Origin of the sequence: Asticcacaulis excentricus CB 48 (genome assembly GCF_000175215.2) — a bacterium.
In the GTDB taxonomy this organism is placed as follows: Bacteria; Pseudomonadota; Alphaproteobacteria; order Caulobacterales; family Caulobacteraceae; genus Asticcacaulis; species Asticcacaulis excentricus.
On sequence record NC_014816.1, the window covers coordinates 555,001 to 580,616 of the forward strand.

Annotated in this window: 14 protein-coding genes, 1 tRNA gene, 2 rRNA genes and 3 pseudogenes; 9 read left to right on the top strand and 11 right to left on the bottom strand. The window is 57.1% G+C overall.

What is annotated here, in order from left to right; all coding sequences use genetic code 11:
* Positions 1 to 306: 306 nt before the first annotated feature.
* The 8 genes and pseudogenes from ASTEX_RS02615 to ASTEX_RS02645 all read left to right on the top strand — a co-directional run bounded on the left by ASTEX_RS02615 (position 307) and on the right by ASTEX_RS02645 (position 7,423).
* Positions 307 to 3,084, top strand: a 23S ribosomal RNA gene (locus ASTEX_RS02615).
* 70 nt (positions 3,085 to 3,154) lie between these two features.
* Positions 3,155 to 3,269: ribosomal RNA gene (gene rrf / locus ASTEX_RS02620) — 5S ribosomal RNA — on the top strand.
* Between the two features lie 109 nt (positions 3,270 to 3,378).
* A tRNA-Met gene (locus ASTEX_RS02625) sits at positions 3,379 to 3,455 on the top strand.
* A 158-nt stretch (positions 3,456 to 3,613) separates the two neighbouring features.
* On the top strand, positions 3,614 to 4,309 hold the full coding sequence (locus tag ASTEX_RS20780) for a tyrosine-type recombinase/integrase (RefSeq protein ID WP_174266568.1): 696 nt from the start codon (positions 3,614 to 3,616) through the stop codon (positions 4,307 to 4,309).
* Between the two features lie 119 nt (positions 4,310 to 4,428).
* Positions 4,429 to 4,839: pseudogene (locus ASTEX_RS02635) on the top strand (transposase); the annotation flags it as partial.
* A 763-nt stretch (positions 4,840 to 5,602) separates the two neighbouring features.
* A pseudogene (locus ASTEX_RS19750) lies at positions 5,603 to 5,860 on the top strand (integrase core domain-containing protein); the annotation flags it as partial.
* Positions 5,827 to 6,183, top strand: a complete 357-nt coding sequence (locus tag ASTEX_RS20230) for a hypothetical protein (protein ID WP_013478056.1) — start codon at positions 5,827 to 5,829, stop codon at positions 6,181 to 6,183. The pseudogene ASTEX_RS19750 and the gene ASTEX_RS20230, both read left to right, overlap by 34 nt.
* A 640-nt stretch (positions 6,184 to 6,823) precedes the next feature.
* Positions 6,824 to 7,423, top strand: coding sequence for a Fic/DOC family protein (locus tag ASTEX_RS02645; RefSeq protein WP_013478057.1), 600 nt, complete (start codon positions 6,824 to 6,826; stop codon positions 7,421 to 7,423).
* Between the two features lie 128 nt (positions 7,424 to 7,551).
* Here the strand turns inward: ASTEX_RS02645 and ASTEX_RS02650 are convergent, their stop codons facing one another.
* The 5 genes from ASTEX_RS02650 to ASTEX_RS02670 form a co-directional block, all read right to left on the bottom strand.
* Entirely contained in the window at positions 7,552 to 8,367 is an 816-nt protein-coding gene (locus ASTEX_RS02650) for an alpha/beta hydrolase (protein ID WP_245532521.1), read from the bottom strand.
* Positions 8,368 to 8,727: 360 nt separating this feature from the next.
* On the bottom strand, positions 8,728 to 10,419 hold the full coding sequence (locus ASTEX_RS02655) for a serine hydrolase (protein WP_013478059.1): 1,692 nt from the start codon (positions 10,417 to 10,419) through the stop codon (positions 8,728 to 8,730).
* A gap of 90 nt (positions 10,420 to 10,509) precedes the next feature.
* Positions 10,510 to 11,406, bottom strand: a complete 897-nt coding sequence (locus tag ASTEX_RS02660) for a HEPN domain-containing protein (protein WP_041658461.1) — start codon at positions 11,404 to 11,406, stop codon at positions 10,510 to 10,512.
* The gene (locus ASTEX_RS02665; RefSeq protein WP_013478061.1) at positions 11,396 to 13,072 is read right to left on the bottom strand and encodes a type IV secretory system conjugative DNA transfer family protein; all 1,677 of its coding nucleotides are present in this window, start codon (positions 13,070 to 13,072) and stop codon (positions 11,396 to 11,398) included. Before ASTEX_RS02665 ends, ASTEX_RS02660 begins: the two co-directional genes overlap by 11 nt.
* Before the next feature lie 22 nt (positions 13,073 to 13,094).
* Positions 13,095 to 13,364 carry a hypothetical protein gene (locus ASTEX_RS02670; RefSeq protein WP_013478062.1) on the bottom strand — a complete coding sequence of 90 codons (270 nt, stop codon included), beginning with the start codon at positions 13,362 to 13,364 and terminating at the stop codon, positions 13,095 to 13,097.
* A gap of 403 nt (positions 13,365 to 13,767) precedes the next feature.
* Between ASTEX_RS02670 and ASTEX_RS21040 the strand changes: the two are divergent.
* A pseudogene (locus ASTEX_RS21040) lies at positions 13,768 to 13,860 on the top strand (ATP-binding protein); the annotation flags it as partial.
* A 522-nt stretch (positions 13,861 to 14,382) separates the two neighbouring features.
* Here the strand turns inward: ASTEX_RS21040 and ASTEX_RS02675 are convergent.
* From ASTEX_RS02675 to ASTEX_RS20945, 6 genes are all read right to left on the bottom strand, one after another.
* Positions 14,383 to 16,455, bottom strand: a complete 2,073-nt coding sequence (locus ASTEX_RS02675; RefSeq protein ID WP_013478063.1) for a phosphocholine-specific phospholipase C — start codon at positions 16,453 to 16,455, stop codon at positions 14,383 to 14,385.
* Between the two features lies 1 nt (position 16,456).
* Positions 16,457 to 18,007, bottom strand: a complete 1,551-nt coding sequence (locus tag ASTEX_RS02680; protein ID WP_245532522.1) for an alkaline phosphatase D family protein — start codon at positions 18,005 to 18,007, stop codon at positions 16,457 to 16,459.
* A 115-nt stretch (positions 18,008 to 18,122) separates the two neighbouring features.
* On the bottom strand, positions 18,123 to 20,378 hold the full coding sequence (locus tag ASTEX_RS02685) for a TonB-dependent receptor plug domain-containing protein (RefSeq protein WP_013478065.1): 2,256 nt from the start codon (positions 20,376 to 20,378) through the stop codon (positions 18,123 to 18,125).
* Positions 20,379 to 20,542: 164 nt separating this feature from the next.
* Positions 20,543 to 21,421 carry a MurR/RpiR family transcriptional regulator gene (locus tag ASTEX_RS02690; protein WP_013478066.1) on the bottom strand — a complete coding sequence of 293 codons (879 nt, stop codon included), beginning with the start codon at positions 21,419 to 21,421 and terminating at the stop codon, positions 20,543 to 20,545.
* 384 nt (positions 21,422 to 21,805) lie between these two features.
* Positions 21,806 to 23,005, bottom strand: coding sequence for an IS256 family transposase (locus tag ASTEX_RS02695; RefSeq protein ID WP_013478067.1), 1,200 nt, complete (start codon positions 23,003 to 23,005; stop codon positions 21,806 to 21,808).
* A gap of 264 nt (positions 23,006 to 23,269) precedes the next feature.
* Entirely contained in the window at positions 23,270 to 25,237 is a 1,968-nt protein-coding gene (locus tag ASTEX_RS20945) for an AAA family ATPase (RefSeq protein WP_013478068.1), read from the bottom strand.
* Between the last annotated feature and the right edge of the window lie 379 nt (positions 25,238 to 25,616).

Here is a 25,616-nt window from a genome sequence, read left to right on the forward strand (position 1 = left end):
TGAGAACGACTTACGATGCGAATGAGTTTCGTCGGATTATGAGGGTGACCTCTGATCTGGCGGTTGTGGGTCGATTGACCTACTTTCTTATTGTGAATGAAGGGTTATCCCGCCGGTCTGGTTCATAGACCACAGGGGAACCTGAAGACATTGTCTGACTAGACGCTTTTCGTCTGGCTGAGAGGCCAGATGTTAAGTCCACTGTCGTCCATACCCTCTTTCCAAGGGCGACGGTGAGTGAAGCGTCTGAAACAAGAACGAACGCGGCCAACGACGGATGTCGTCGGTGCGTTTAGTTGAGAGAACGATCAAGCGTTGAAGGGCTTCTAACGGATGCCTTGGCGCAGAGAGGCGAAGAAAGACGTGGCAAGCTGCGATAAGAACCGGGGAGGCGCTAGCACCCTTTGATCCGGTTATTTCTGAATGGGGAAACCCACCTTTGATTGCCCTCTCATTTTAGTGTTCTGCACTAAAATGAGTTGGTGGTTTGAAAGGTATAATAGACTGAATACATAGGTTTATTAAGCGAACCCGGGGAACTGAAACATCTCAGTACCCGGAGGAAAGGACATCAACCGAGACTCCGAAAGTAGTGGCGAGCGAAATCGGACCAGGCCAGTGATCTTGTGATATAAAGCCGAACAGCTTGGAAAAGCTGACCATAGCGGGTGATAGTCCCGTAGGCGTCAACTAGCAAGATCCTCGAGTAGGGCGGGACACGTGAAATCCTGTCTGAATATGGGGGGACCACCCTCCAAGCCTAAGTACTCCTCTGCGACCGATAGTGAACAAGTACCGTGAGGGAAAGGTGAAAAGCACCCCGACAAGGGGAGTGAAACAGAACCTGAAATTGGAAGCCTACAAGCAGTCGGAGCCCCCGAAGCGGGGTGACGGCGTACCTTTTGTATAATGGGTCAGCGACTTCATGTGCCGAGCAAGCTTAAGCCGATAGGTGTAGGCGTAGCGAAAGCGAGTTTGAATAGAGCGTTAAGTTCGTCGCATGACGACCCGAAACCAGGTGATCTATCCATGAGCAGGATGAAGGTACGGTAACACGTACTGGAGGTCCGAACCGGTGTCTGTTGAAAAAGACTCGGATGACTTGTGGATAGGGGTGAAAGGCCAATCAAACCTGGACATAGCTGGTTCTCCGCGAAATCTATTTAGGTAGAGCGTCGGATGTATTCCTTGGGGGTAGAGCACTGGATGGATGCGGGCGGCGCGAGCTGTACCAATTCTAACCAAACTCCGAATACCCAAGAGAACTGTCCGGCAGACACACGGCGGGTGCTAACGTCCGTCGTGAAAAGGGAAACAACCCTAACCATCATCTAAGGCCCCCAAGTTATGGCTAAGTGGGAAACGATGTGGGATTGCATTGACAATCAGGAGGTTGGCTTAGAAGCAGCCATCCTTTAAAGAAAGCGTAACAGCTCACTGATCAAGCGATCCTGCGCGGAAAATGTAACGGGGCTCAAGCCATACGCCGAAGATATGGGTTCACGTAAGTGAGCGGTAGCGGAGCGTTCCGTAAGCCTGAGAAGGTCAATCGTGAGGTTGGCTGGAGGTATCGGAAGTGAGAATGCTGACATGAGTAGCGATAAAGAGTGTGAGAGACACTCTCGCCGAAAGACCAAGGGTTCCTGCGTAAAGCTAATCTGCGCAGGGTTAGCCAGCCCCTAAGGCGAGGCCGAAAGGCGTAGTCGATGGGAATCCGGTGAATATTCCGGAGCCAGTATGAAGTGACGGATGGTGTAAGTTGTACGTGCTTATTGGATTGTACGTGCAGCGAAGCTGTCCCTGGAAATAACTCATACATAGACTGTACCCGAAACCGACACAGGTGGTCAGGTAGAGCATACCAAGGCGCTTGAGAGAACTATGCTGAAGGAACTCGGCAAATTACACGCGTAACTTCGGGATAAGCGTGACTCACCTTGCGCAAGCAGGACTGAGTGGCACAAGCCAGGGGGTAGCGACTGTTTATCAAAAACACAGGGCTCTGCGAAGCTGTAAAGCGACGTATAGGGTCTGACGCCTGCCCGGTGCCGGAAGGTTAAAAGGAGGGGTGCAAGCTCCGAATTGAAGCCCCGGTAAACGGCGGCCGTAACTATAACGGTCCTAAGGTAGCGAAATTCCTTGTCGGGTAAGTTCCGACCTGCACGAATGGCGTAACGACTTCCCCACTGTCTCCAGCATAGGCTCAGCGAAATTGAATTCCCCGTGAAGATGCGGGGTTCCCGCGGTCAGACGGAAAGACCCTATGAACCTTTACTATAGCTTCGCCTTGGCGTTAGCAGCAACATGTGTAGGATAGGTGGGAGGCTATGAAGCAGGGGCGCCAGTCTCTGTGGAGCCATCCTTGAAATACCACCCTTATTGCTGTTGGCGTCTAACCGCGGCCCGTCTATCCGGGTCCGGGACATGGCGTGGTGGGTAGTTTGACTGGGGCGGTCGCCTCCCAAAGTGTAACGGAGGCGCGCGATGGTGGGCTCAGAACGGTCGGAAATCGTTCGCTGAGTGCAATGGCATAAGCCCGCCTGACTGCGAGACTGACAAGTCGAGCAGAGACGAAAGTCGGCCATAGTGATCCGGTGGTCCTGCGTGGAAGGGCCATCGCTCAACGGATAAAAGGTACTCTAGGGATAACAGGCTGATTTTGCCCAAGAGTCCATATCGACGGCAAAGTTTGGCACCTCGATGTCGGCTCATCACATCCTGGGGCTGGAGCAGGTCCCAAGGGTATGGCTGTTCGCCATTTAAAGTGGTACGTGAGCTGGGTTCAGAACGTCGTGAGACAGTTTGGTCCCTATCTGCCGTGGGTGTTCGAGACTTGAGAGGATCTGTCCCTAGTACGAGAGGACCGGGATGGACATACCTCTGGTGGACCTGTCGTGGCGCCAGCCGCGCAGCAGGGTAGCTAAGTATGGAATAGATAACCGCTGAAAGCATCTAAGCGGGAAACTAACCTCAAAACAAGGTCTCGCTGAGGATCGTGGAAGACTACCACGTTGATAGGCTGGGTGTGGAAGCTCCGTGAGGAGTGAAGCTAACCAGTACTAATAATCCGATCGGCTTGATCGTTCCCTCAAATAAACGCACCGTACAGTGCTCGTTCTTCAAACAATGTCTTCCTTAACTTGTGTTCGATTGACCTGGTGGCTATGCCGGCCGGTCCCCACCCGATCCCATTCCGAACTCGGTCGTTAAGCCTGCCTGGGCCAATGGTACTTCGTCTTAAGGCGCGGGAGAGTAGGTCGCCGCCAGGTCTATCAAACACAAGTCCTAACCCTTCAATCACAACTCTCAACACAAAGACCGGTCCAAAAACTCAGGCCGGTCTTTTGCTTAACCAGACATACCTCTGGTTAAACGTGTCGCGGGATGGAGCAGCCCGGTAGCTCGTCAGGCTCATAACCTGAAGGTCGTCAGTTCAAATCTGGCTCCCGCACCCAAAATCTTAAACAAATACATATGTTTGCAAAACCGGCTCTTCCTCGGAAGGGCCGTTTTTGCGTTAGCCCAAACCTAGCCCAGAAATCAGCCCCGATTGATCTGGTCGCGCAGTGGTGGTATAACGCTATCGCATAAGGCGATTTATGGTGAGGGGGCTATGCAAACGCACACCATTCTGGGCGGTAAGGTTCAGCTGTTTAAGCGCGGCCAGGTGTGGTTCGCGCGGGCGAGCGTCAACAAGCAGCAGATCAAGAAGAGTACGGGCAGTGACAGCCTGTCTCTGGCCCAGCAGGTGGCTGAGGACTGGTATCTCGGCTTGCGCGGCAAGTCGCGGGCCGGTCTTCCCCTGAAGGAGGTGCGCGAGGCGACCTTCAACGATATGGCTGACCTCTTTGAGGTCGAGTATGAAATCATCACGGAAGGCGAGCGCAGCCCGAAATGGGTGGCGGGCCATAAGGCAAGGCTCCGGCTACACCTGCGGCCCTTCTTCGGCAAGATGGGCATATCGCAGATTACGAGTGGCGACATCCAGAACTACCGCCTGCACCGCGCCCAGCAGCATGGGCGCCTGCCGGCGAAGGACGGGGAGGGGGCCTATGTGAAGCCGCTCAAGCCGCCGTCACGCAGCACGCTTCATGACGAGATTGGCACCTTGTCTCTGGTCCTGCAAACGGCCGTACGGCACGGCAAGCTCGGGGCGATACCGATGCTGTCCCCGCCCTATAAGAAGCAGAGGAAGGTGATCCACCGCCCGTGGTTCACGGGCGAGGAGTACAAACAGCTCTATAAGGCCACGGCAGCGGCTGCAAAGGCGGCCCCTGAGGCCTATCTGTTGGGTTTCACCAAAAATTGACCCTTTTAAGCTCGAAATTTTCGTTTCAAGTTGACCCTAGTTTTGGCGACGAACCCGCTGCAGGATCAGGAGAGGCTTGGGTCAATCCTCGGCACACATAGGGGGGCAACTTTTGGTGAAAATCAACAGTCTCGGCCTTCATCGGTACCGCCTTCGCTCAGGAAACGCCTGAAGCCGCCAGCGCACAATGGCGAAACGTCGCCGATCAGCTCAGGCCCAAAATGCCAAAGCTGGCAACGATCATGGACGAGGCTGAGCATGACGTCCTGGCCTACATGACCTTCCCAAAGGAGCACCGCATCAAGCTTCACAGCACAAACCCGATTGAGCGTCTCAATGGCGAAATCAAGCGCCGTTGCGATGTCGTGGGCATCTTCCCGAACGATGATGCCATTATACGCCTCGTTGGGGCTATCCTGCTGGAGCAGAACGACGAGTGGACGGTTCAACGCGGCCGCTACATCACCCTTGAAACCATCGCACAACTCAGCGATGATCCCGTTCTCAGCATGCCAGCCGTGGCAAGCTGACGAAAATCCGGACCCGTCCGGAAACCACTGATGCCTAGCGCTCAGTTACACCACGTCACGGGACACGATCTCTCTTAGTCGCCACAACTTCCTCGACAGTTATGGCATGACTACGATCACGCGCCAATGTCGCGGCAACATAAATCTCCGATGCCATGAATCCTTGTGTAAGCGGCGGTGAAAAACCGACCATGGAAGCACCGGAATCGTGCCGGTGCGGGCGGTGTAAAAATCATCCACCTATTTGCTGTCTCCAGGTCGCAGGGAGGACGGAAAGATTTGAGCGAAATGCGTTGCCCGAAAACGAACCGTTAAATGACAAAAAGTCCCGCTATCCTCACTCCAGAAGTTGAGTGGTCGCGCGCATTTCCGTCGTATCCTATTTGACGCAAGCCGATTAGGCGACGTGGGGGTGCACAGGCACGGATGGCTGCACATTGGGTGCGAATCCAAACGTTTCCAATAGTGCTGTGAGAAGCGAGGCCCGGTATTCATTTAACTGTGCCGTGCTTATGACGTCCGGCCCTGATCTCAGTGTCCGCTTACGGAGATGGCAATCGGTTGAAAGGAGAATGTCCGACTTGGGCGCTAGGCTGCACTTTACGGGGAGGGTATGCATCAGGCCTGTCAAGTCGCATTCAAAGTCGCCCCCTCATAGTCTTTTAAGGTCCAAACTTTAGAAACGGGGAATGCACAGCCTAATGGGGCGAGTTGGACCCAAAAATCGAGCTCGAGGAGGCCAGAATTGCGCGCGAATTTGCACCCGGAATCTAAAGGTATGGCCGAGGCCTTCGTGTAGACCTTCAAACGCGACTACGTACGCGTGAACCCCCTGCCGGACGCCGAAACCGTCATCCGCCAACTACCGAAATGGTTCCAGCACTATAATGAGCTTCGCCCGCAAGAGGCTTTGCGATATCTCTCACCCAGAGAGTTCAGAGCACTGCAAAGCAACCTGAATCGGATTTATGTTGAAAAAATTCTCACATGGCAAAAGAGAATATTGACCCCAGTCTATTGAGATGCCCGAACATCAGAGATGAATTGCTGGCATACCTGAAAGACTGTTCGGAGGTGGCACACTTTGAATCAAGTCAAGACGTTGATTTCGATGTGCATTTCTTCTTTGATGACCATGATTTTGCCAGCAACCCCAACGGCATGATAGGAGAGGTGTTCTACGATCTCGACGAAGTCGAGGCCCTCTCCATCTTCATTCATGAATTTGAGAAGGCAATTGGTCCTGGAAGATCTATGCCGAACCCAGCCAATGTAGATTGGTCTCCGGTTGCCGCCGCCGCGCATTCGGCCTACCAGGCAATTGCAAAAACGAGGTTGAAGTGAGCGCACCGGTTCGACACTCTGTGAACGCAGCGTTATAGCCAACCAACGAAAATCCCCGACTTTGTCCGGAAATTTGGAGGCAACTCCAGAATGATTTTCGGTATCGTCGCGGAGCTGAAGATCTGAACTATCTCTATCGATTGTTGTCCGGATCAACGCCCTGCTAGTAGGAGTGGTCGCTAGTGGTCATGTGATCGTTTGAGGAAATGTCGCTGCTCTAATCCGGTGTCGAGTTAGGGTGGCGGTGGCTATTTTGTCCGGTTTCGGGCGCACCAAACCATCCACACTCAAATGTCCGCAAGGGGCGCGAAAGGGACGCGGGGGGTATGGCCTTTAGGCGCGATTTCGGTGCGCTTTAGCGTGGTTTGGCGCTGAGACGTGATTTCCAAGTGGATGGATGGGGCAGCTTGAGGTATCCTAAATACATGACTCGGTCCCTCTCACGTACGAATACAATCACAGGCCTGACAAAGGCGGTAATGGAGGCTTCCGCTTTTGCCGCGATTTCGGCTGTGGAAGGACTTGTGCCCAGCGAAGAGAGCCAGCGCCGCTTGGACCGCCTCTGGGCAGATAAGACGCTGTCTCCAGACGAGCGCCGTGCTGCCGTTCGAGCTGCCTACCTTGCCCGCCAGTTCAGGGAATGAGCGTTGATGAGGAGAGGTACGAGGCGTTTGACGACCCGTACTGTTATCCTAATTCCGAAGTTCTGAGAAATCTTGCTGATCTTCGCGACGAAGCACTTCTCGACAGCTTTGAAATCGAAATGACCTTCCTGCGTTCGACCGAACCTCTACCAGAGGGTAACTTCGATTTCGAACACTATAAGGCGATTCACCATCACCTGTTTCAGGATGTTTACGGATGGGCTGGGCAATGCCGTACGGTTCGCATTTCGAAGGGTGGCAACGCCTTTTGTTATCCTGAGCATATCGACAATCAGGCGGCGGCCGTGTTTCGAATGCTCAACAGACCTGCGTTTCAGGGGCAGTCCAATTTATCTGACTTCGTTGCTGCCGCCGCAGATTTTCTTGCCGAGCTGAACGCAATCCACTGTTTCCGTGATGGGAATGGGCGATCGCAGTTGGCCTTCATGTACCTTGTTGGACAGCGCGCCGGGTTTCCCTTCAACTTCGAAGGGGTTCAGCGTGACACCTTCCTGCCCGCGATGATCGCCAGTTTCAATGGAGACCTCACCCCCCTGAAGAGTGCGTTGGCCGCACTTTGCTCAGACGGTTTCTGATCGTCTTTTAGCCGCTTTAAGCGTGTTTAATTCTTTGGAAAGTTAATGTCCGCAACGGGCGCGAGGTGGACCTTCCTGACAAGGGGCTTGGTCAGTTCAAGGTATGGCTTCCCTATGCTGCTTTCTGGTTATCCGGCATCACCAGGAAAAAGGAAGCGGACTCCTTGCGTTGCCGCCGGATGATAAATGGTCGCGTGGCTTTCGTCCTTGAGCGGACGATAGCTCCAGGCGATGTTTTCGGCCGCGTTGTCTTTCAGCGCGGCCACCAGACGATCCACACCCGCCTGCATGGTGCCGCCTTCATTGCCGATGGAAAGCCACAGGGTTCGCGGCGTTGTCGTTTTCGTCTTCAATAATGAATCGGACATTTTGGACAGATTGCCATAGTCCCACCACAGGCTGGGGCTGACGGCGATGTACTTCTGAAACTGTCCGCCAAAGCGCAGAAAGGTATCGACCACAAACAGGCCCGCCAGCGATTCCCCCATGATCGCGTTCACCCCGTCTGTGCGGTAGGCTGCATCGACCAGAGGCCTCAATTCTTCGACCATGAACCGGCGGAAAAGATCGGCCTTTCCGCTGGTCGGCAGCTTCTTTATTTCCTCCGGATCAGTCGAGGGCGTGGTGAGCTCGGCCTTGCGGTCCTTGCTTTCGATGCCCACAACGATCACGGGCGCGTTGGCCCCCCATGTCCCGCCCTGCTGGACCATACTTGCGATGTGCGCAAAATCCTGCCAGCCGTCTCCGCCGTCGAGGAGATAAAGGACCGGATAGCGTTTGTGAGCGGTTGCCGGATCGGCATATTCGGTGGGCAGGGATATGTTGACCCTACGCATGTCGCCCAGAATATGGGACGTGATGCGATAGCCCTTGCCTATTTCTACGGGGATCCCAGCACCGATGAAGCCCGTTTCCTGAGGTGTGGCAAAGGTGACAGTCGCCATAGCGCTGCAAGCCGTGCTTAGAAGAAACACCCGCCGCGACGAGACGGAGGCCGGTGTACCGGAACCGAGGGCACGGGAGCTAAAACTGTCCATTTCGTCCAAAACACACCCCCCTTTTGACCGCACTCATGCGGTAGCTCGTTGGATGATAAACATTGCAAGTGTCCTTGGGAAGTCGAGAAGCAGCGGGCAAGCTTGGGCATCAAAGCCAGCTTTTTCCCATCAAAATCCATTCGTGGCACCGTTGCGCCGTTCCTCTGTCAGTATGGCAGGGGAAACTGGGTGTTAATGATCGCTTGCGGGCGTTCGGGCCTTAAGATCGAAGGATGCCAGCCTCGTGCGCAAATGCATCCCCAACGGTTATCGCCTGATCCCAGGGATGCGTTGTCCGGCCTGATGTAATATGCAACCCATCTTCCCATCGTTGTCCCTCACAAACTCCAGCCTCGCCTCAACGGATCTGGCAAAGAACATGGTTTCTGACTCCGGGTAGGCCCTTACACTGTCCTGGCCTGTCGCCGTCACCAAAAGGTGGCTACCTTCAACAGTTACAGCCAGGCTCAGATCAGGCATCAGCACATAGGTGCCGGCATATTGCGCCAGGACCTCCGGAGCGACCTCGATAGCCTTTGGCAAAGGAACGACCTCAGCCGGATAGCCGTGGGCGATTGTGGCAAGCGCCTTTGATATCCACACGGTTGAGCTATTGTCGAGATTGCCGAGGACGATGACTGACAGACCAAGCTCGGGCTGATAGGCTGCGTCACTGACATAGCCTGGAAGATGGCCGCTGTGGCTATACAAGGTCTGTTCGTCAAGGATCGTACGCGAGAGGCCAAGTCCCTGGGCCTTCATTTCGGCAAGGGCCCTTTTCGAGATCAGACGACCTTCAAACAGGCCCTGCTGCCATTTCAACAAGTCATGTCCGGTCGAAACCAGGCCACCTGCGGAAAAGCTGTTGGTCAAGTCTCGATGCGCGGCGGCGACCGGCGCATCGTCCCCCATCTCATAGCCGACGGCGTCCTCCGCGCTGGGCGCTGGGTTGTAGTCGGTGGCATCCATATGGAGCGGCCTGAAAATGTTTGCACGCAGGAAATCCCCGTAAGTCTGCCCACTGACCTTTTCAATCACGAGGCCTAGGATAGAAAATCCAGCGTTGCTGTATTGGTATTTTTCACCGGGCTCGGACGAAACGGGGAGAGTTCGGAGGAGGTTCCAAAGTTGTTGGGGGGTGAAGGCCTCGCCGAATTTCCCGGCCAACAGGTGATTATAGTCCCCCAGACCCGAAGTGTGGGCAAGCAGATGACGGAGGGTTATGCGCCTCCACGCAACGGGAGCATCGGGCAGGTATTGGGTGATTGGATCATCAATGCTGAGCTTTCCACGGTCTTGCAGTATCAGGATCGCCGTCGCGGTGAAGGGCTTGGTGATTGAGGCAATATGGTAGCGTGTGTCTGGCGTGTTTAGTGTTCCGGCCGACCTGTTGGCCATGCCATATCCCTTGTCGATTAGGGGGCTCCCGTTTCGAGTAACCAGAATAGAACCGGTGAAGCGGTCGTCACGGACATAGCCGTCGATCAGCGTCGCCATTACAGCGCTTTCCTCGGCCGCGCTTTCGTAAACACGAGGTTTTCGGGAAGCCGCCCAGGCGTCTGCCAGCGTGGCCGCGTCAGTTTTACGGAGGCTCAAGAGCGATTTATAGCCGCCCTTACCCCATTGAAATGTCCCGACCCACTGGCGGCTGGCAGGGTTCCACCTGGCATTGAAAAGGGCGCCGCCGATCGCTGGGACTTCGAAAGCGAAGTGGCCAGTATCGGCTTTGATGTGTGCAAGTGGTGCATTTGAGACGGCGTGAGCGTCACGGGTCGTCAGCGGGAGTTCGTGGCTGGAATAGGTGCCGTTGTAGGTGCCGTCCGAGGACTTTTCTATTGTGATCAGGGCAATGAGATGGTTATCGATCGCGCCTATCCATCGGCCTGAAACGTCCTGTGCGTGGGCCGGCAATGCCACCAATAACGCCGCCAGTATAAGACCGCATAAAAACCGCTTCATTTCTCCCCCTCGCGGCTATCTGGGCCGCAGCAAAAAGCATCATTCGCACGACACTTGCCGGCCCGTTGCTTAAACGCCCCGAACGGAGCTCTAAGCCAGGCGATCCTGGCACACGGCCTCTATTGTTTTTTGCAGTAATCCGACCCGTTCGCTCAGCCACGAGAGTTCGTCTTCGCCGATGCTGTAGCTCGCTGAGTATCGGGCCTCGACATAAGCCCGCCGAAGCCGATCGAATGCCTGTCGGTGTAGCTTTGTCTCATTCGGCCAAATGCCCTTCAGACGGTCATCCAGCACCTCAGCCTGCGACCGCAGCATGGTTATGCGGTGGCTCTTCGGGCTGTAGAGGGAAAGCGTCAGCAGCAGACAGTGATAGGCTCGCTCCGCTGCTTGATGAAGTAAAAATGCTGCGTCGTTTTTCTCCCCACGTTCCATGTAGAACGCCGCTCCGCTGAGAGCGCTGGAGGCCTTCGAAATCCAAAGGTCATAGTGCCCCCTGGCCTCTGCCAGCCGCTCCGCCTCGGTCAGCGGCTTGGGCGCGACCAGCGGATGCCCCGGGGCCTCGTACAGCATGATGCCATCGCGGGCGATATCGACGAAGAAGGGCCGCCCTCTGGCGAGGTTATCGTTCACCTCATTGAGACTATGCACGATGAAGTTGACCGGAGTGCGGATATGTTCGGTGACGGTGTATTCCCGGATCAGATGCTCGTCGGCCTTGGCCCAGTAATCTTGCAGATCAGTGAAGGCCTGACCGTTGACGACAATGAGGATATCATAGTCCGAGCGATAGCCGGAGGAGCGGTCTTCAACCCAGTCACCACGGGCGTAGGAGCCAAAGAGGATGATCTTGAGAATGCGCCCGGCCTTGCGCTTATCAGAGAGCGCGGTCTTGGTCGCATCCTCGAACTCGTCAAACAGGATCTGCACGACGCGGGTCAGTTCGCGCCGTTTCACATCCGGTAGGTGTTCGAGCTTATCAGCCAGCATCAAAAAGGCCCCGCAGTTCGGGATCAGCATAGTACCGGAGCCGGGTTGCCACAATGGGGCGTTGACCATTGAGGAACAGGAGTTGTGTATCCGGAGGCATCTGACGCACCTCATCGGGCGTCAGAAGCGGCCGCCCGGTGTGATGCTCACTGTAGGAGAGGCCGCTCTTGTTGGAGTCCATATTGCGGCCCGTGGACTGGAATACGACCGTCTCTTGTCCCAGCAGATCCGACACCAGCCTTGAGGTCTCATAGTCGTTGACGCCAAAGACCTGAAGTACGCCGGCGTTCGATAGAAAAGTGCCGGCCCTCTGACCATAGAGGGCGCGTAACTGATGGATGTCCTGAAGGATGGGCCAGAGCTGTACGCCATAGCCCGCCATCAGACTCATGGCCCTCTCCACAAACGACAGATAGCCGAGGCTCGCAAACTCATCCAGCAGGTACAAAACGGGCGAAGGGAGAGGGCGCTTTGCGCGCACCAGTTCCGTCAGACTTTGCGTCACGAGTAGCCTCAGCCACCGCGCATAGGTGTCGAGCCGATCGGGCGGCAGAACGAGATACACGGTGGCCACAGATTGCTTCAGATCACCAAAAGCAAAATCCGACCCGATCATGACCTCCGTCATGCGCGGACTGTCGAGAAAGTGCGTATGCCGCTGCGCTGACGACAGCACACCGGCCGCCTCCCGATCGGCCTTCGACCGATGCCGGTTTGCCGCCCGCCTGATCAGCCCGTGACAGGCGTCCGTTTCCTGCATGCGGTCGAGTAAATCGGCAAACTCCGGAACATTTAGCGTCAGATATTCCCGCAAGGTCGCCAGACTGCGCCGGTGTCCGAACTCTTCAGTGGCGATATAGAGAATAATCCCCGTGATCAGCGCCTTCGCCTCTTCATTCCAGTGCGCTTCCCCGGCGGTGCCCGGCGCATCGCAGACCAGCGCATCGGCCAGCAGCGCCGCATCCTCAGCAATATCCGGACTGTCGGGATCAAGAGCCGCCAGCGGATTGAACGAGGCGGAAGGTAGTCCTGTCACGCCAAACGGATCCAGAATATAGACCGGACCAAACGCCGATCGGGCGCGCGCCGTGATGCGCGTGTTCTCGCCCTTGGGATCCACACAAATCACGGAACGGTTCTGCACAAGAAGGTTTGGAATAACCGTCCCCACGCCCTTGCCCGATCGCTTCGGTGCCAGGGTCAGCAGATGCGCCGGGCCTGAATAACGGATGAGCTTGCGTGTACTCCTATCCCGGCCGATCAGAAGCCCCTCATGCCCGCGCGTAACCGCAGCCATCTCCCGCTTCTCCGCAAAGCGCGCTGAGCCATGGGTGTCAGATCCATCCCCATCACCCAGATGATCAAGAAGGGGCTTCACGAGAAGCCGCCAGAGCACGGCCACGACGATACCCACGACAATCAGATCCAGTACCCGCTTAAGAGGCTTTCCGCCGATGCCGATTAAAGCCAGACGCCCTTCGACCCACTCAGAGAGCAGCGCCAGCAAAATCAAAATCACAACGGACACCACAAGGGCGTACAGTACGGGCTTCCACACCCGAACCGGTGCGCCGACAACCCACAGAAAGGCCCCCAAGGGGTCACGCACAGCGCGCACCAGACCCTTGCGAAGTGCGCGTAACACCCGAAGGACAGAACTGATCATCTCAAAGCCCCCCGAATGCGCCCTAACCGGTCTTGCCGGGACCGATCAGATCCTCGAACAGACGCCGGTCGATGTCGCGGGTCAGAAAGCCCGGTAGTTCGCGCCGAATGAAGTCGCGCAGATAGTCCGCACTGCTCTCGCGCCCCTCTTCGAGACGATGCAGAACCAGCGCCCCCAGCAGCACCTTGCGGCGCGTATCCCGGGCCCGCTCGTCCTTCGACAACCGCGCCTGCAATGACTTCCGCTGAGCCTCAAGTTGCGCCAGCCGTTCTTCAATGGATTTACGCGACATGGAAACCCCCTTTGCGAGACGCCAACCCCAACACACGCGCGTCGCCGGCGACGAACGCAAAGTCAGACTGACCATGCACCAGTCCCGACGAGCCTGGCTCGCTACCAACGCAATAGCTGCAACCATATCAAATACTATCAATGCGGGCAATCTCTATTGTGGTATCGTCCTGATGGTCCGACCCGGCCGTAGGCATCTAAAACGGCGCACTTACAAGCTGCTTCGCAACTCAGGCACGGCATCGGCATGACGATGCGAAGACAGGGCAAGACGCGGGGGCACCGCCCCCGCACCCCGTATGTGGCGTTGTACAGTGACTGTGGCGTCTACGTCTGTCTCTGAGTGTTCTAGCGTGTCGTCTGGATTTAGCTTGAGAGCGGATCAGGGTCAGAAGGCGGGCTGCGCTATCCTCGACAGACTCGTCCACAATGCGCACCGTATCTCGCTGAAAGGCGAATCCAAGCGCCGCCTAAAAACAAACTCACCTTTGACCTGAGATACGTAATCAGACCACCTAATGAACTATCGATGACCCGCCATATGTGCGCGCCAAAATCTCGGAATGAGTGCGCGGCATCGTCGGAATCCCCACTCAGAGCCACTGGGACGACGGACGCGCTTCTAAACCGATGGGGTCAAGCTCAGTGTCAAAGGATGCAAACCATGCCAACAACGCTTCAGGTTCACTGAACGCGTCACCCTCACAACAGATTTTACCCGTTGCATCCACCATAAAGAGGCGTGAGCGTTCCAAAGAGGCATCAATTCCGGCATGGTTTTCGTGGCCGTCTCTCGATGAGGCCTGGCGCAGGCCACGAACCTGACGCAGTAGGGTGATGGCGCCCTCATTCTGAGGGACGACCACCAAAGCGTAAAACCTTGGCTCTAGCCGCCCCTACACCATCTTTGGGCGCCATCCGGCCTCTGCGGGCGCAACCTTGCTTAAACGGCGACGCGCTCTTTAGCCTGGCGGGTTCGCATTTTGCCCCGTTCTCAACACCGTGTGTTCCACAAACCATTAAACCGCCGGATCGCTGATCGACGCGTGTCCGCTCTCAAGGCGTCCCGCGTAGCGCCGCAGTAAGCCCTCTGCCGAAACCGTGACATCATACCAGCCGCCGGTGGCGATTGTGTCGAGCGTGAAGCTCTGTGTCTTGCTCGCATCCAGTGACACCGTCTGCACAGGTCCGCCGTAAAGGCTTTGATCCACCGTGAGATTTTGAGGTGTTTTTGCGTGGTTTTTTAGGATGAGGAAAAGGGTGTTGCTGTGGGTTTCAAGCGTAGATTCGGCAGCAAAGTCCGATTGCCCTGAAAAAATGCGTAGAAAGCCGTTCGGACCCGAAACCCAGAGGTCATAGGCCTTTTCCTTTAGCGACCAGACATCAGACAGGCGCTTACCCGCCTCGATCGTGTAACGGCGCGGAATGTGGTCGAGGTTCAGCCGATCATAGACGTGCAGGACCAGACCCCTTGTTCCGGAATTGCGCATATCAAGCGTCAGGCCTGTGCCACCCACCCGAGCCGTGACCTCTGGCCTGTATGGCAGTGGACGCGAGGGGCGGGTCCCCGGTTCCTGCTGCAAAGGCTGGGGCACGCTCGGCGGCGTGATGGCTTTGCGATGGATTTGTCTCAGAACCTCGCGCTCAGAGTTGGAACTGTCTGGCAAAGGCGGGAAGGTCGGATCATTAGGCTTATCGAAGTCGAAGCACGACGTGAGATCGCCGCACACGGCACGATGCCAGGGGCTGATCGCAGGTATCACGACGCCGAACCGCTTTTCGATAAACTGACCAACCGAGGTATGGTCAAAGACTTCGGAGGCAACAAACCCGCCCTTCGACCATGGTGACACCACGTACATGGGTACGCGGGGGCCAAGCCCCCAAGGCCGCAGACTGCCAGATACCGTGTCGCGCGGATCGCGATACTTGCCGTCCGGGTCCGAAAAGTAGAACCCCTCCAGCGGTAAGGTGGATTTGCCGGCCAGCGTCCCGTCGGCCCGGTAGGACGGCGGCGCCGGCGGGGGTGCATGATCAAACAGACCGTCATTTTCATCGAAGGTCTGAAAGAAGACCGACTGGCTCCAGGTCTCAGGATTGGCGGTCAGGGCTTTAAGAATACCAGCGGTAAACTCCGCACCCTGAAGCGGCGTAGAGGCTGAGGGATGCTCCGACCAGTCTTTGGGAGGTAGGATCCACGAGACGGCAGGAAGTTTGCCTTGCCGGGCGTCTTCGGCGAATTGCTCCAGCGACCAGTGCGCCATGCCCTTTTCATAGAGGGGGTCACCCGGCTTGCACTCGCGGAAACTGCGAAAGGCGAGGCCGCCGTGCATGGCACCGGTCCAGTTATCGTTCGGATCCTGATAGATGCGCCAGGACACCCCGGCCTGTTCAAGCACGTCCGGGATGGTCGGCCAGTCAAACGCTGTCCCTTGATAGGTATAGCCGGGTTCAGGTAGGGCCCCCTTGATCCAGCAACGCAGATTGTTGGGTTCTGAACTCGCTTCTGTGGCGTTGATGCCCTGTGCCCGAAGCTGCGGATCATGGTTGGAGCCTGACCAGAAGACGATGCGGTTGGGGTCAGTACCGGTGGTAATGGAGCAATGATAGGCGTCACAGATCGTAAAGGCTTCGGCCAGGGCGAACTGGAACGGTATGTCTGACCGTTTGTAATAGCCCATGGAATAGGGGTTTTTGAACTTCGGCCAGTAGCCGAAGCGGCCCTGGTTCCAGGCCGCCTGTGAGTCCGCAAAGGAATGCGGTGTGCCCGGCACGGCAATGGCGTTGGTCGTTTTCGTGTCCAGATGGAAAGGGGGAATGATGTTTTGCCCGTCCGATTGTTGCCATACCGGCCCGGCAGGCATGGGCACGGGGTGTCGATCTCCAAGACCGCGCACGCCTTTCAAGGTGCCGAAATAGTGGTCGAAGGAGCGGTTTTCCTGCATCAGTATGACGATGTGCTTCACATCCTGAAGGGTCCCCGAAACCCGCTTTGCGGGAATGTCGAGAGCGGCGGCAATTTCCGGATAAAGGGCGCTTGTGGCCACGCCTGCGCCCATTAAACGCAGAAAGGAACGGCGATCAGTGGCCATCTCAGGCCTCCTTTGTATCGAAGGTGATGTCCGTTCGGACGGGGCTCGTTTCGATGCCGGCGTCGGCCACCACGCGATATTCGGCCGACCAGTTGTCGCGCGTGACGGTGTGGCGCACATAGCCACGCTGATCGCCGTTATAGTGGTGGACATGCGGGTTCTGCGACAAGGCGTCCTTCATGTCTCTCGCCCACGGGCAGGCCGAGGCGATGGAGGTGCCGGCAAATTCATGACCGATGCGCGGTGTTTTGGCCTCATAAGGATCTCGGTGCAGGCTCATCACCGCTGAACAATGCCAGTCGCCGGACAAAACGATCGGGCGGGCCTTGCCCGCGGCCAGCGCATCGATCAGCCGCTGGCGTTGAACCGGGTAGCCATCCCACTGATCGAGATTGCGTTCCGGCGCGTCGGGGGCGCCATTATACCGGAACGAGCCAAACCATGTCTGCGAAGCCAGAACCGTGAACAGGGCCTCACACCTGTTAATGCCCTTAAGCAACCAGTCTTCCTGCGCCGCACCGGTGAGGGTGCGCTTCGGATCGAGCAAGGCTGTGCACGGGGGTTTGCGATTGTCACCGCAGGCCTGATCGTCGCGAAACTGCCGGGTGTCGAGAAGGTTCACTTCGGCCGGGCCGAAGCGATAACGCCCATACATCTGAAGCGTGCTTTTTAACCCCTCAAGTACCGGCGGTTTTTCGATCGGCATATGCTCCCAGTAGGCCTGAAACGCCGCCAGCTTCCGCACGCGGAATTCAAGCATTGTTTGGGCATAGGGGTCTTGCGGCGTGTCGCCCGCCCAGTTGTTGTCCACCTCGTGGTCGTCCATCGCGACGATCCACGGCGCGGCGGCATGGGCGGCCTGAAGATGGGGGTCCATTTTATAGAGGGCGTAACGGTTGCGATAATCCCAAAGGGTAACGATTTCGGCGCTGTTGTGCAGACGGACGGTTTCAAACGCCTGCCGGCGCCCTTTTCCGATATCCCGCATCCGTGTGCCGAGGGTGCCGATGCCGCCTTCATAAATGTAGTCACCGACATGGATGACGCAGTCCGGCATCCATTCGGCCATGTCCTTGTAGGCGGTGAAGTAGCCGCTCTCATAGCTCTGGCAACTGGCGTGGGCGAGTTTTGCCGTCGTGGCTGTGCGTGAGGCCGTGCGCGTGCGGCCGATCGGGCTGTCGGCGTCGGCGTAGTGAAACTGGTAGAAGTAATCGCGGCCCGACTGAAGCCCGCTAAGAACGATATGGACGCTGTGGCCGACGTCGTCACCGGTCATCACGACGCCCTGACGGACCACCTTCGTCATACGTTCGTCTTCGCACAGGCGCCAGCGAACCTCGGCGGGACCGCTCATACCGCCGCCCTTCAACGGCTCTGGCGCAAGCCGGGTCCACAGCACGATCCCGTCTTCACGCGGTGAGCCGGAAGCCACCCCCAGAGTAAAGGGATAGGCGGAGGCCCGCGCGGAGGCAGGCACCCAGAGGGCGGCCGAAGCCGACGTCAGGAACAAACGGCGCGAAAACATGGCAAAGGGCTTTCGATAGGAGGCCAAGGGTGGAATCCGGGGCGCCCCAGATGGAAACAGTGAGGGGACCGAAGGCAGGATGGGTCGGTCTTATCTGTTTAGAAAACCCCTCCCTCCCAAAGGGAGGAGGGGGTGAGACATCTTAGAACGAGGTGGCAAAGGTCGCGTAGAAGCTGCGCGGCTTGCCTTCAAACGGATAACCATAGAAGTAGCGGTCATCGGTATTGGTGTACTCGCCGCGGTTAAACGCCGAGCCGTAGAAGTTGTTGCCGTAGCCGTAGCGCTCCGCGTAATACTCATCGAACAGGTTGACGATACGCAGTTGGAAACGGTGCTGGAGCTGTTCACCGGCCAGGTAGGTGACCGAGGCGTTGACAACGGTATAGTTGCCGAAGTTGTGGCTGAACTTCGGAACCCCGGTGTCCTGACCCCGGCCGTTGACGGCGGGCTTGGTTGTGCCGGCAATAGCCGGACCGCCGCGCGCCCATTCCGAACCCTGAATGCGGGCCAGTGCCAGGAATTTCCAACGGCGGTTTTGCGACGTCCAGTTCACCGAGGCTGTCGAGAACCACGACGGCGTTTCACCCAGTTGCAGGCCTTTACGCGAACCCGACGTTTCCGACGCGTCGGTGCTTGTATAGGCGAAGTTCATATCCCACTGATTGCCGACGCTCATGTCGAGCGAGGCGGTCGCCCCCTTGATTTCGGTGATGGCCGAAGAGTTGAAATACACATTCGGCGTCAGACCCGAGGTCGTGCTGATGCGATTAGTGATCTCAGTATGGAACCCACCCAGTTCACCGGCAATATAGACATCTCCGAAGGTACGGCTATAGCCCATGGCGGCTGCAAAGGTCTTCGTCTCTTCGGGCAGGAGGTCCGGATTGCCGACGGTGAAGACCGGGCTGGTCGCTGCGGGCGGACGCGGATTGTTCTGGTAAAGCTCGTTGGTCTGCGGCAGCGAATAGGAGGTGCCACCATTCGCCCGGATGTAGCCTGAACCGAAGACCGGCTGACGCAGACCGAACTTCCAGATGGTTTTGGAGTCAAAAGCGTCAGAGAAGTCCGTGCGCACGGCCAGAGAAATGTTGGTATCCGGGCTAAAGGCCAGTTTCGGATGCAGGTCGACAAAAACCCCGGTGGTCGCAAAATCATTGTTCGGGGTGGCGAACGCTTCCGAGGAGTCGTCCTTATAAGTCACGTACTGCAAGCCGCCGATCACTTCGAGCAGGCGATGCGCTTGCCAGGTGGCACGCACGGTCGCCCCCATCTCCTTGTAACCCGATTTGAACTGGTTGGTCGTCCCGAAACCATGAGCAAAGGCAGGCTCAACGGCACCGGTCCAGTCGCCGCGCGGTATTGTTTTTGACGGGTTATTCGGATCAACACATCCGGAAGCGATACGGCAAATCTCTGGGTAAAGCTCTGCGTTCCACAGCTTCGGATTCGAATAGTACGCTGAGGCTTCAAATAGCAGGGTGTCTGAAACGCGCTTGGTGAAAGCGGCGTCGATGATCGGATAGCGCAGCGTGTTCGGAGAGTAGGACTCACCTGACGGGAACGGGTCCTGGAACCAGCTTTCCACATAGATGGCATTGGCGCGGAATTCGGTATTGTCGTCGATCTTCCAGAGATACTTCGCGCCGATATTGTTGCGGTTATAGGGATAGTCCTGCACCCCGCCCGACAGCTTGACGTTATCGGTGAATTTTTCAGGATCGAAGATGCGCGGGCTGTCGGTGGCCAGCATGGTGCCGTAGACCATCAGGCTGTGCTTGCCATCCTTGTCGAGCGGAAAGGCATAGTTGCCCCAGATCTCCCGCGTTTCGAACGAGCCGTAAGAGACGCCGAATTCACCCTTCTTCGTCCCATCGGGCTTTTTGGTGATCACATTGACCACCCCGATGCCGCCATTGGAACCAAAATAAAGGCTGTTGCCGCCGCGATAGACCTCGATACGGTCGATCATGTGCGGGTCGATGGCCGTCGCGCCCCAGATGTTTTCGAGGGCCGGGCCGCGGTCATAGGTGGGCACGCCGTCGATTGCGACCAGGGTGTCGCGGTCACCGCCACCATCCAGACGGATGGTAAATTCGCCCTCATCCGGCGAATAGCCAATGTTGACGCCCTTAACGAGGAACTGCATCGCTTCGGCGAGGTTAATCGCGCCAGAGTCCTCAATAGCCTTCGCGCCCACCACCTGAACCTCGGTGCCGTAGGCTTCGGCCTCTTTGGCTAGTAACGAAGTGCGGTTCTTTTCACCTTTGACGGTGATTTCCTGAACGGTCTGATCAGCCGGCGCGTCTTTACCCGTATCGGCCGGACCGGCGGCCATGGCCGTGCCAGCGGCCAGTAAAGCGAGCACGCTGGTGCCCCCGCTAAAAAAATGGCGTTTCATCGAATTGTCCCCAGTAGGTCAGGCGGTCGGGAGGCGGACCGCGTGACACAGGGAAGTATTCACTGATTGTTAATCCTCAGCGGCAAATCCGTGACGAATTGATGAAAAAACCTCAACTCAAAACTCATTGAGAGTGAAATTATCTCAATGCGGGGGTAAGGCGGTCAGAACCGCTTGAGCGACAGGACATCGAAGGTTTCCTGAAGCGTCTGACTGGCACGGCTAAAGTCATGCAGCGCGAGGGCCGCGATCAGCGCGTCGACGACACAAAGCTGGGCAATGCGACTGGTCATGGCCTCGGTTCGAAACAGGGTTTCACGGGCCATGGTCAGGAGGCGTACATCTGCGTGCGCAAAAATAGGCGAGCGGGTGAAGTTCGTTATGACAATGGTCCTGGCCCCAGCCTCATGCGCCAGACGCGTTGAGGTCAGGGTCTCATGGGTGGCACCCGAATGCGAGATCGTCAAAACCGCTACGTCGGGGCCGGTTCGTGACGCACTAATGGCCTGAACGTGCGAGTCGATGACCACCTTCGATTCTAGCCCTATACGTAACAGTCGATAATTGGCGTCTTCAGCCACGGGCGCAGACGAGCCTATTCCATACACTTCGATGCGTTTGGCCTGCGTCATGAGGCGCACGGCCTCCGTCATCGCAACGGGGTCGAGCACCGAGAGGGTATCGCTGAGCGCCTGAGCGCCGGAATGAAAGATTTTACGGCAGGTGGTTTCGATATCATCCGAGGGCTCAAGGTCCTCGTGAATAAAATGCACCGGTTGCACCAGTTCTTGCGCCAGCGACAGTTTGAGCTGCTGAAAGCCTTTGGCCCCCAGTTGCTGGCACAGGTTGATTACCGTGCCCTCGCTCACCCCCGTCTTGTCTGCGAGTTCTGTTATGGACATTCCAACAACCGTGCTGGCTTTCTGCAGGATATAGTCGGCCACAAGGCGGGCACTGGGTCCCAGATTGCTGCGCGCAGCACTTAATCGCGACAGAAAATTCGGTATGGGGGCGGGTGCTGACGCGGATCGGGATGCGGGCATTTAAACGACACACAGGATTGAGTTTGGTAACGCCGCCGTCTCGCGGTCACCTTTCATATGTCAACCCGCTGTCGGAAACACAAACAACTTATTCTCAACTCTTGAATGCGCTGATCCCTATAACAATGAGTTGAGTGACCAGTGCCTATGTCCGGACGCCTTAACCTTGGCAAAGCGGCAAGTCAGGTACATGTCCCGAATTGCGGTGGTTTCTCGCTCGTCACTTGATCTGAGCATACGGTCCGGATCGATATCGAAAACAATTCCTGTAGCGAAACAGACCTTAGATCGACCCGCCCCCAAAGGCATAACGAGATCGTGTCCCGTGACGTGGTGTAACTGAGCGCTAGGCATCAGTGGTTTCCGGACGGGTCCGGATTTTCGTCAGCTTGCCACGGCTGGCATGCTGAGAACGGGATCATCGCTGAGTTGTGCGATGGTTTCAAGGGTGATGTAGCGGCCGCGTTGAACCGTCCACTCGTCGTTCTGCTCCAGCAGGATAGCCCCAACGAGGCGTATAATGGCATCATCGTTCGGGAAGATGCCCACGACATCGCAACGGCGCTTGATTTCGCCATTGAGACGCTCAATCGGGTTTGTGCTGTGAAGCTTGATGCGGTGCTCCTTTGGGAAGGTCATGTAGGCCAGGACGTCATGCTCAGCCTCGTCCATGATCGTTGCCAGCTTTGGCATTTTGGGCCTGAGCTGATCGGCGACGTTTCGCCATTGTGCGCTGGCGGCTTCAGGCGTTTCCTGAGCGAAGGCGGTACCGATGAAGGCCGAGACGACCCGGCGGCCACTCTTGCCTGCATGGGCGCAGACATTGCGCATGAAGTGTACGCTGCACCGCTGCCAGGTGGCGTTCAAAACCTTCGATACCGCGCCTTTGATCCCGATATGTGCATCGGAGACGACCAGCTTGACGCCGCGCAGACCACGACGGGTCAGGTTGCGTAAGAACTCTGCCCAGATCGGTTCAGCTTCTGACGTGCCGACCTCCATGCCAAGAACCTCCCGGCGGCCGTCGGTATTGACGCCCACAGCGATGATGACGGCGACGGAGACAGTCCGGGCCCCACGGCGAACTTTCAGGTAGGTGGCATCGATCCAGATATAAGGCCATTCCCCCTCGATCGGACGATCGAGAAACGCCTTCACGCGCTCATCGATTTCCTCACAAAGGCGGCTGACCTGGCTTTTCGAGATGCCGCTCATGCCCATGGCCTTGACCAGGTCGTCGATAGACCGCGTCGAGATGCCCTGAACGTAAGCTTCCTGGATAACGGCAGTCAGTGCCTTCTCGGCCATGCGCCGTGGCTCCAGAAAGCTCGGGAAATAACTGCCTTTGCGAAGTTTCGGAATACGCAGTTCGACCGTGCCGGCGCGTGTTTCCCAATCCCGATCGCGATAGCCGTTGCGCTGGACCATACGTTCGCCGCTCTTCTCGTGGTAAGCCGCGCCGGTCACAGTGCCGACCTCCATTGCCATCAGGCGCTCGGCGGCAAAACCTATCATCTCACGCAACAAATCGCTGTCGGAGGTCTTTTCAACAAGCCCTTTCAGGGCCATCATCTCTTTGGTCATCGGTGGTTCTTTCGTCTCTGGAATGAGTGTAGGAACCCAAACCATATCCGAAAATCACTGATGACCAACCCGCGACGCTTCAGGCTCGCCTGGCCCTTGAATGGGGCCGCGAGCCTAGCGCTTCGCTCTTACCCAATTACACCACCCGGTGGGACACGACCCATAACGAACCGATGTGCCCCCAAACCTGATGATCGCCCGCGGTAGATTTCGGCAAGCGGCGACAGACCGCTCTGGGTGCCACGGAGACAACGGGGGTGAGAATTAGAACCCAATCTTTACCCCCGTTTCGGGTTTGACTTCGCTCTCATTCCTGAGCCTCGCCAATATCGCCTGGGGGTTCGCCGCTGGCGCATGACGCAACTGACGCTTGACTACCGCGAAATCGCCAGGCGTCAGATTTTGCAAGGACGCCAACCCTTCCGGGGCGGCGATACCAAAGAAGCGCTCAAAGGCACGTTTGGCGCGTTCCGCGCTCAAGGGGCGCAGGTCGAGTTTGAAGACGAAACGCCTGAGTGTCGCGGGATCCAGTGACTCCGGGTGGTTGGTCGCGGCGAGCACCGGCAGCGGGTGGCGGTCGAGCCAGGTAAGCATTTCGTTGACCTGGCCGACTTCCCACGAACTGCGCGCCCGCGTCCGGTCGAATAGCAAAGAATCGGCTTCGTCGAACAGCAATACGCCCTCCTTGTGCCGCGCCTCCGCGAAGGCCCCCGCAATGTTTTGCTCCGTTTCACCGACCCATTTAGACAACAGATCTGACGCGCGGTGCACGAGAAGCGGCCGGTCGAGACGCCACGCCAGGTGATGCGCCAGTGCCGTCTTGCCCGTACCGGGAGGGCCCGTCAGCAGAAGCGAGACATCGAGTGTGCCCAGTTCTTCTATGCGATTGAACAGTGTATTCAGTGAACGGTCGGTCTCGTAGAGATCGAGGTCCAGGTCACCAAACGTTTCATCTGGAAGGTCATTGCCGCGTAACGCTCGCACCAGAGAAGTTGCCGCCCGCGCGCCGCAGTCCGGCTCCTCTGCCAGTCTTGCCGCACGTATGGCGACGCGCAACACGCTGGTGACCTCCGGCACGCGCTCGATTAGCTTTTCGATGGCCTCACCAGGTGTGGCGCCTTCATCGCGAACTATGCGATCAAGAATGCGACGCGCTGCCCTGCGCGGAGGCAGGTCGAGCTTGAGAACAAAGCTCATGCGTCGCAAGATGGCATCGTCGATATTGCCGACCGCATTCGTAACCCAGATAACCGGTGCGGCGTTCGTTTCCAGCATGCGGTTGACAAAGACTTTGCTGCCCTCCCGCTGCGCGAACCAGTCACCTCGCGAACGGTGCGCATTTCCGATAAGGTCTTCCATTTCATCGAACAGAAGAACCGCTCCACTATGATCGCCCAGTACCCGCTGCGCCAGCACAAGCGCGTTGACACGGTCGTCACGTGACGGTTCGGCGGTGTCGTCATCCACTTCAGCAACCGCGTGAAGCGCACAACCCGCTGCCGCCGACAATGTCCGCGCGAGCTCGGTCTTCCCCGTACCAGGTGGCCCATGTATCAGAATATTAACCCCGTGCGCGCGCGCCTTGGTCGCACCGGCCAACAGGCGGACCAGAAAATCAGCATCGGCGACATGGGCGAAATCCGTTAGGTCGAGACAGGCCGGTTGACGCTTTCCCGTCAGGGCTTCAGATAGGCGGGCAAAGCTGGGTTCGCGGTCGAGAAGTCGGCTCAGCGGCCAGTGAACCTCAATCGCATCATCATGGCGTGAGCGGATACCAAAGCCGACCAGACCCAGCGTCATAACCTCGCTGTTTCGAACCTCGCTGCCCGCGTCCGCAGCCTCGGCTCCGGCCAATTCACCTAAGATCGCCGGTAAATCCCGAATGGTTTCTGCAAGAAGATTGAGGACGTTGCTCAGGCGCGTCAGGCGTGCAAAGGCGATCATCAACGTTAGCAACCGCGCGTCGAACGGCTTAAAGTTCAGCAACCGTCCGAGTTCATCGCTAAGGTCCAGGACATAAGGACGCGGCTCCTCCTGCGCGGTCGCGTTTTCGAGCGCCTCAAGCAAAGGCCCCCAATTCTTGTCATCTTTTTCGTGTTTCCAGGCCTTGCCAAGGAGCCAGCCGCTGTTGGCACCGATCCAGGCGCGTAAAGACGCCGCCGTAGCCGAATCTGGCGCAATAACGGGTAGGCTCCGGAGCAACAGGCTCCGGGTAATTGTGTGCTCGTTCATGGGTTTGTCTTTCGGCAAACGCGCGCAGTTACACGCACATTTCGCAATGTTTCTGGTCAGTTTTCAGGAAACAGGCGTCGGCCCGGGCTGTCCTGCCCCGCCGTAACGCCGAAAGAGCGTCAGACGAAAGGCAGGATCGCGGCAGGCTTTTGGCCTTGGCTATTCTTCGATCCCAACAATTCATTTCTCCAATTTGCAGCGCAATTTACAGCGCATTTTGCAGCACTGGGGCTTTAGTAAAAATCGTAACGATATGCAAGTGGGGCGACAATTAACCCAGATAAGCGTGTCGCGACGGCAACAGTTATGGCGCGGGGAATGCCAACTGAGGGGAAAAGCAAAACCTGAATCGCGAGATAAAAAAGTCCTTCCAGAGCGA

Excerpts from the sequence above, each read along its gene's own strand:
- ASTEX_RS02660 (WP_041658461.1), bottom strand. The coding sequence starts at position 11,406 with ATGCTGGCTGATAAGCTCGAACACCTACCGGATGTGAAACGGCGCGAA.
- ASTEX_RS02665 (WP_013478061.1), bottom strand. The coding sequence starts at position 13,072 with ATGATCAGTTCTGTCCTTCGGGTGTTACGCGCACTTCGCAAGGGTCTG.
- ASTEX_RS02675 (WP_013478063.1), bottom strand. The coding sequence starts at position 16,455 with ATGGCCACTGATCGCCGTTCCTTTCTGCGTTTAATGGGCGCAGGCGTG.
- ASTEX_RS02655 (WP_013478059.1), bottom strand. The coding sequence starts at position 10,419 with ATGAAGCGGTTTTTATGCGGTCTTATACTGGCGGCGTTATTGGTGGCA.
- ASTEX_RS02650 (WP_245532521.1), bottom strand. The coding sequence starts at position 8,367 with ATGGCGACTGTCACCTTTGCCACACCTCAGGAAACGGGCTTCATCGGT.
- ASTEX_RS02685 (WP_013478065.1), bottom strand. The coding sequence starts at position 20,378 with ATGAAACGCCATTTTTTTAGCGGGGGCACCAGCGTGCTCGCTTTACTG.
- ASTEX_RS20780 (WP_174266568.1), top strand. The coding sequence starts at position 3,614 with ATGCAAACGCACACCATTCTGGGCGGTAAGGTTCAGCTGTTTAAGCGC.
- ASTEX_RS20945 (WP_013478068.1), bottom strand. The coding sequence starts at position 25,237 with ATGAACGAGCACACAATTACCCGGAGCCTGTTGCTCCGGAGCCTACCC.
- ASTEX_RS02645 (WP_013478057.1), top strand. The coding sequence starts at position 6,824 with ATGAGCGTTGATGAGGAGAGGTACGAGGCGTTTGACGACCCGTACTGT.
- ASTEX_RS02670 (WP_013478062.1), bottom strand. The coding sequence starts at position 13,364 with ATGTCGCGTAAATCCATTGAAGAACGGCTGGCGCAACTTGAGGCTCAG.
- ASTEX_RS20230 (WP_013478056.1), top strand. The coding sequence starts at position 5,827 with ATGGCAAAAGAGAATATTGACCCCAGTCTATTGAGATGCCCGAACATC.
- ASTEX_RS02695 (WP_013478067.1), bottom strand. The coding sequence starts at position 23,005 with ATGACCAAAGAGATGATGGCCCTGAAAGGGCTTGTTGAAAAGACCTCC.
- ASTEX_RS02690 (WP_013478066.1), bottom strand. The coding sequence starts at position 21,421 with ATGCCCGCATCCCGATCCGCGTCAGCACCCGCCCCCATACCGAATTTT.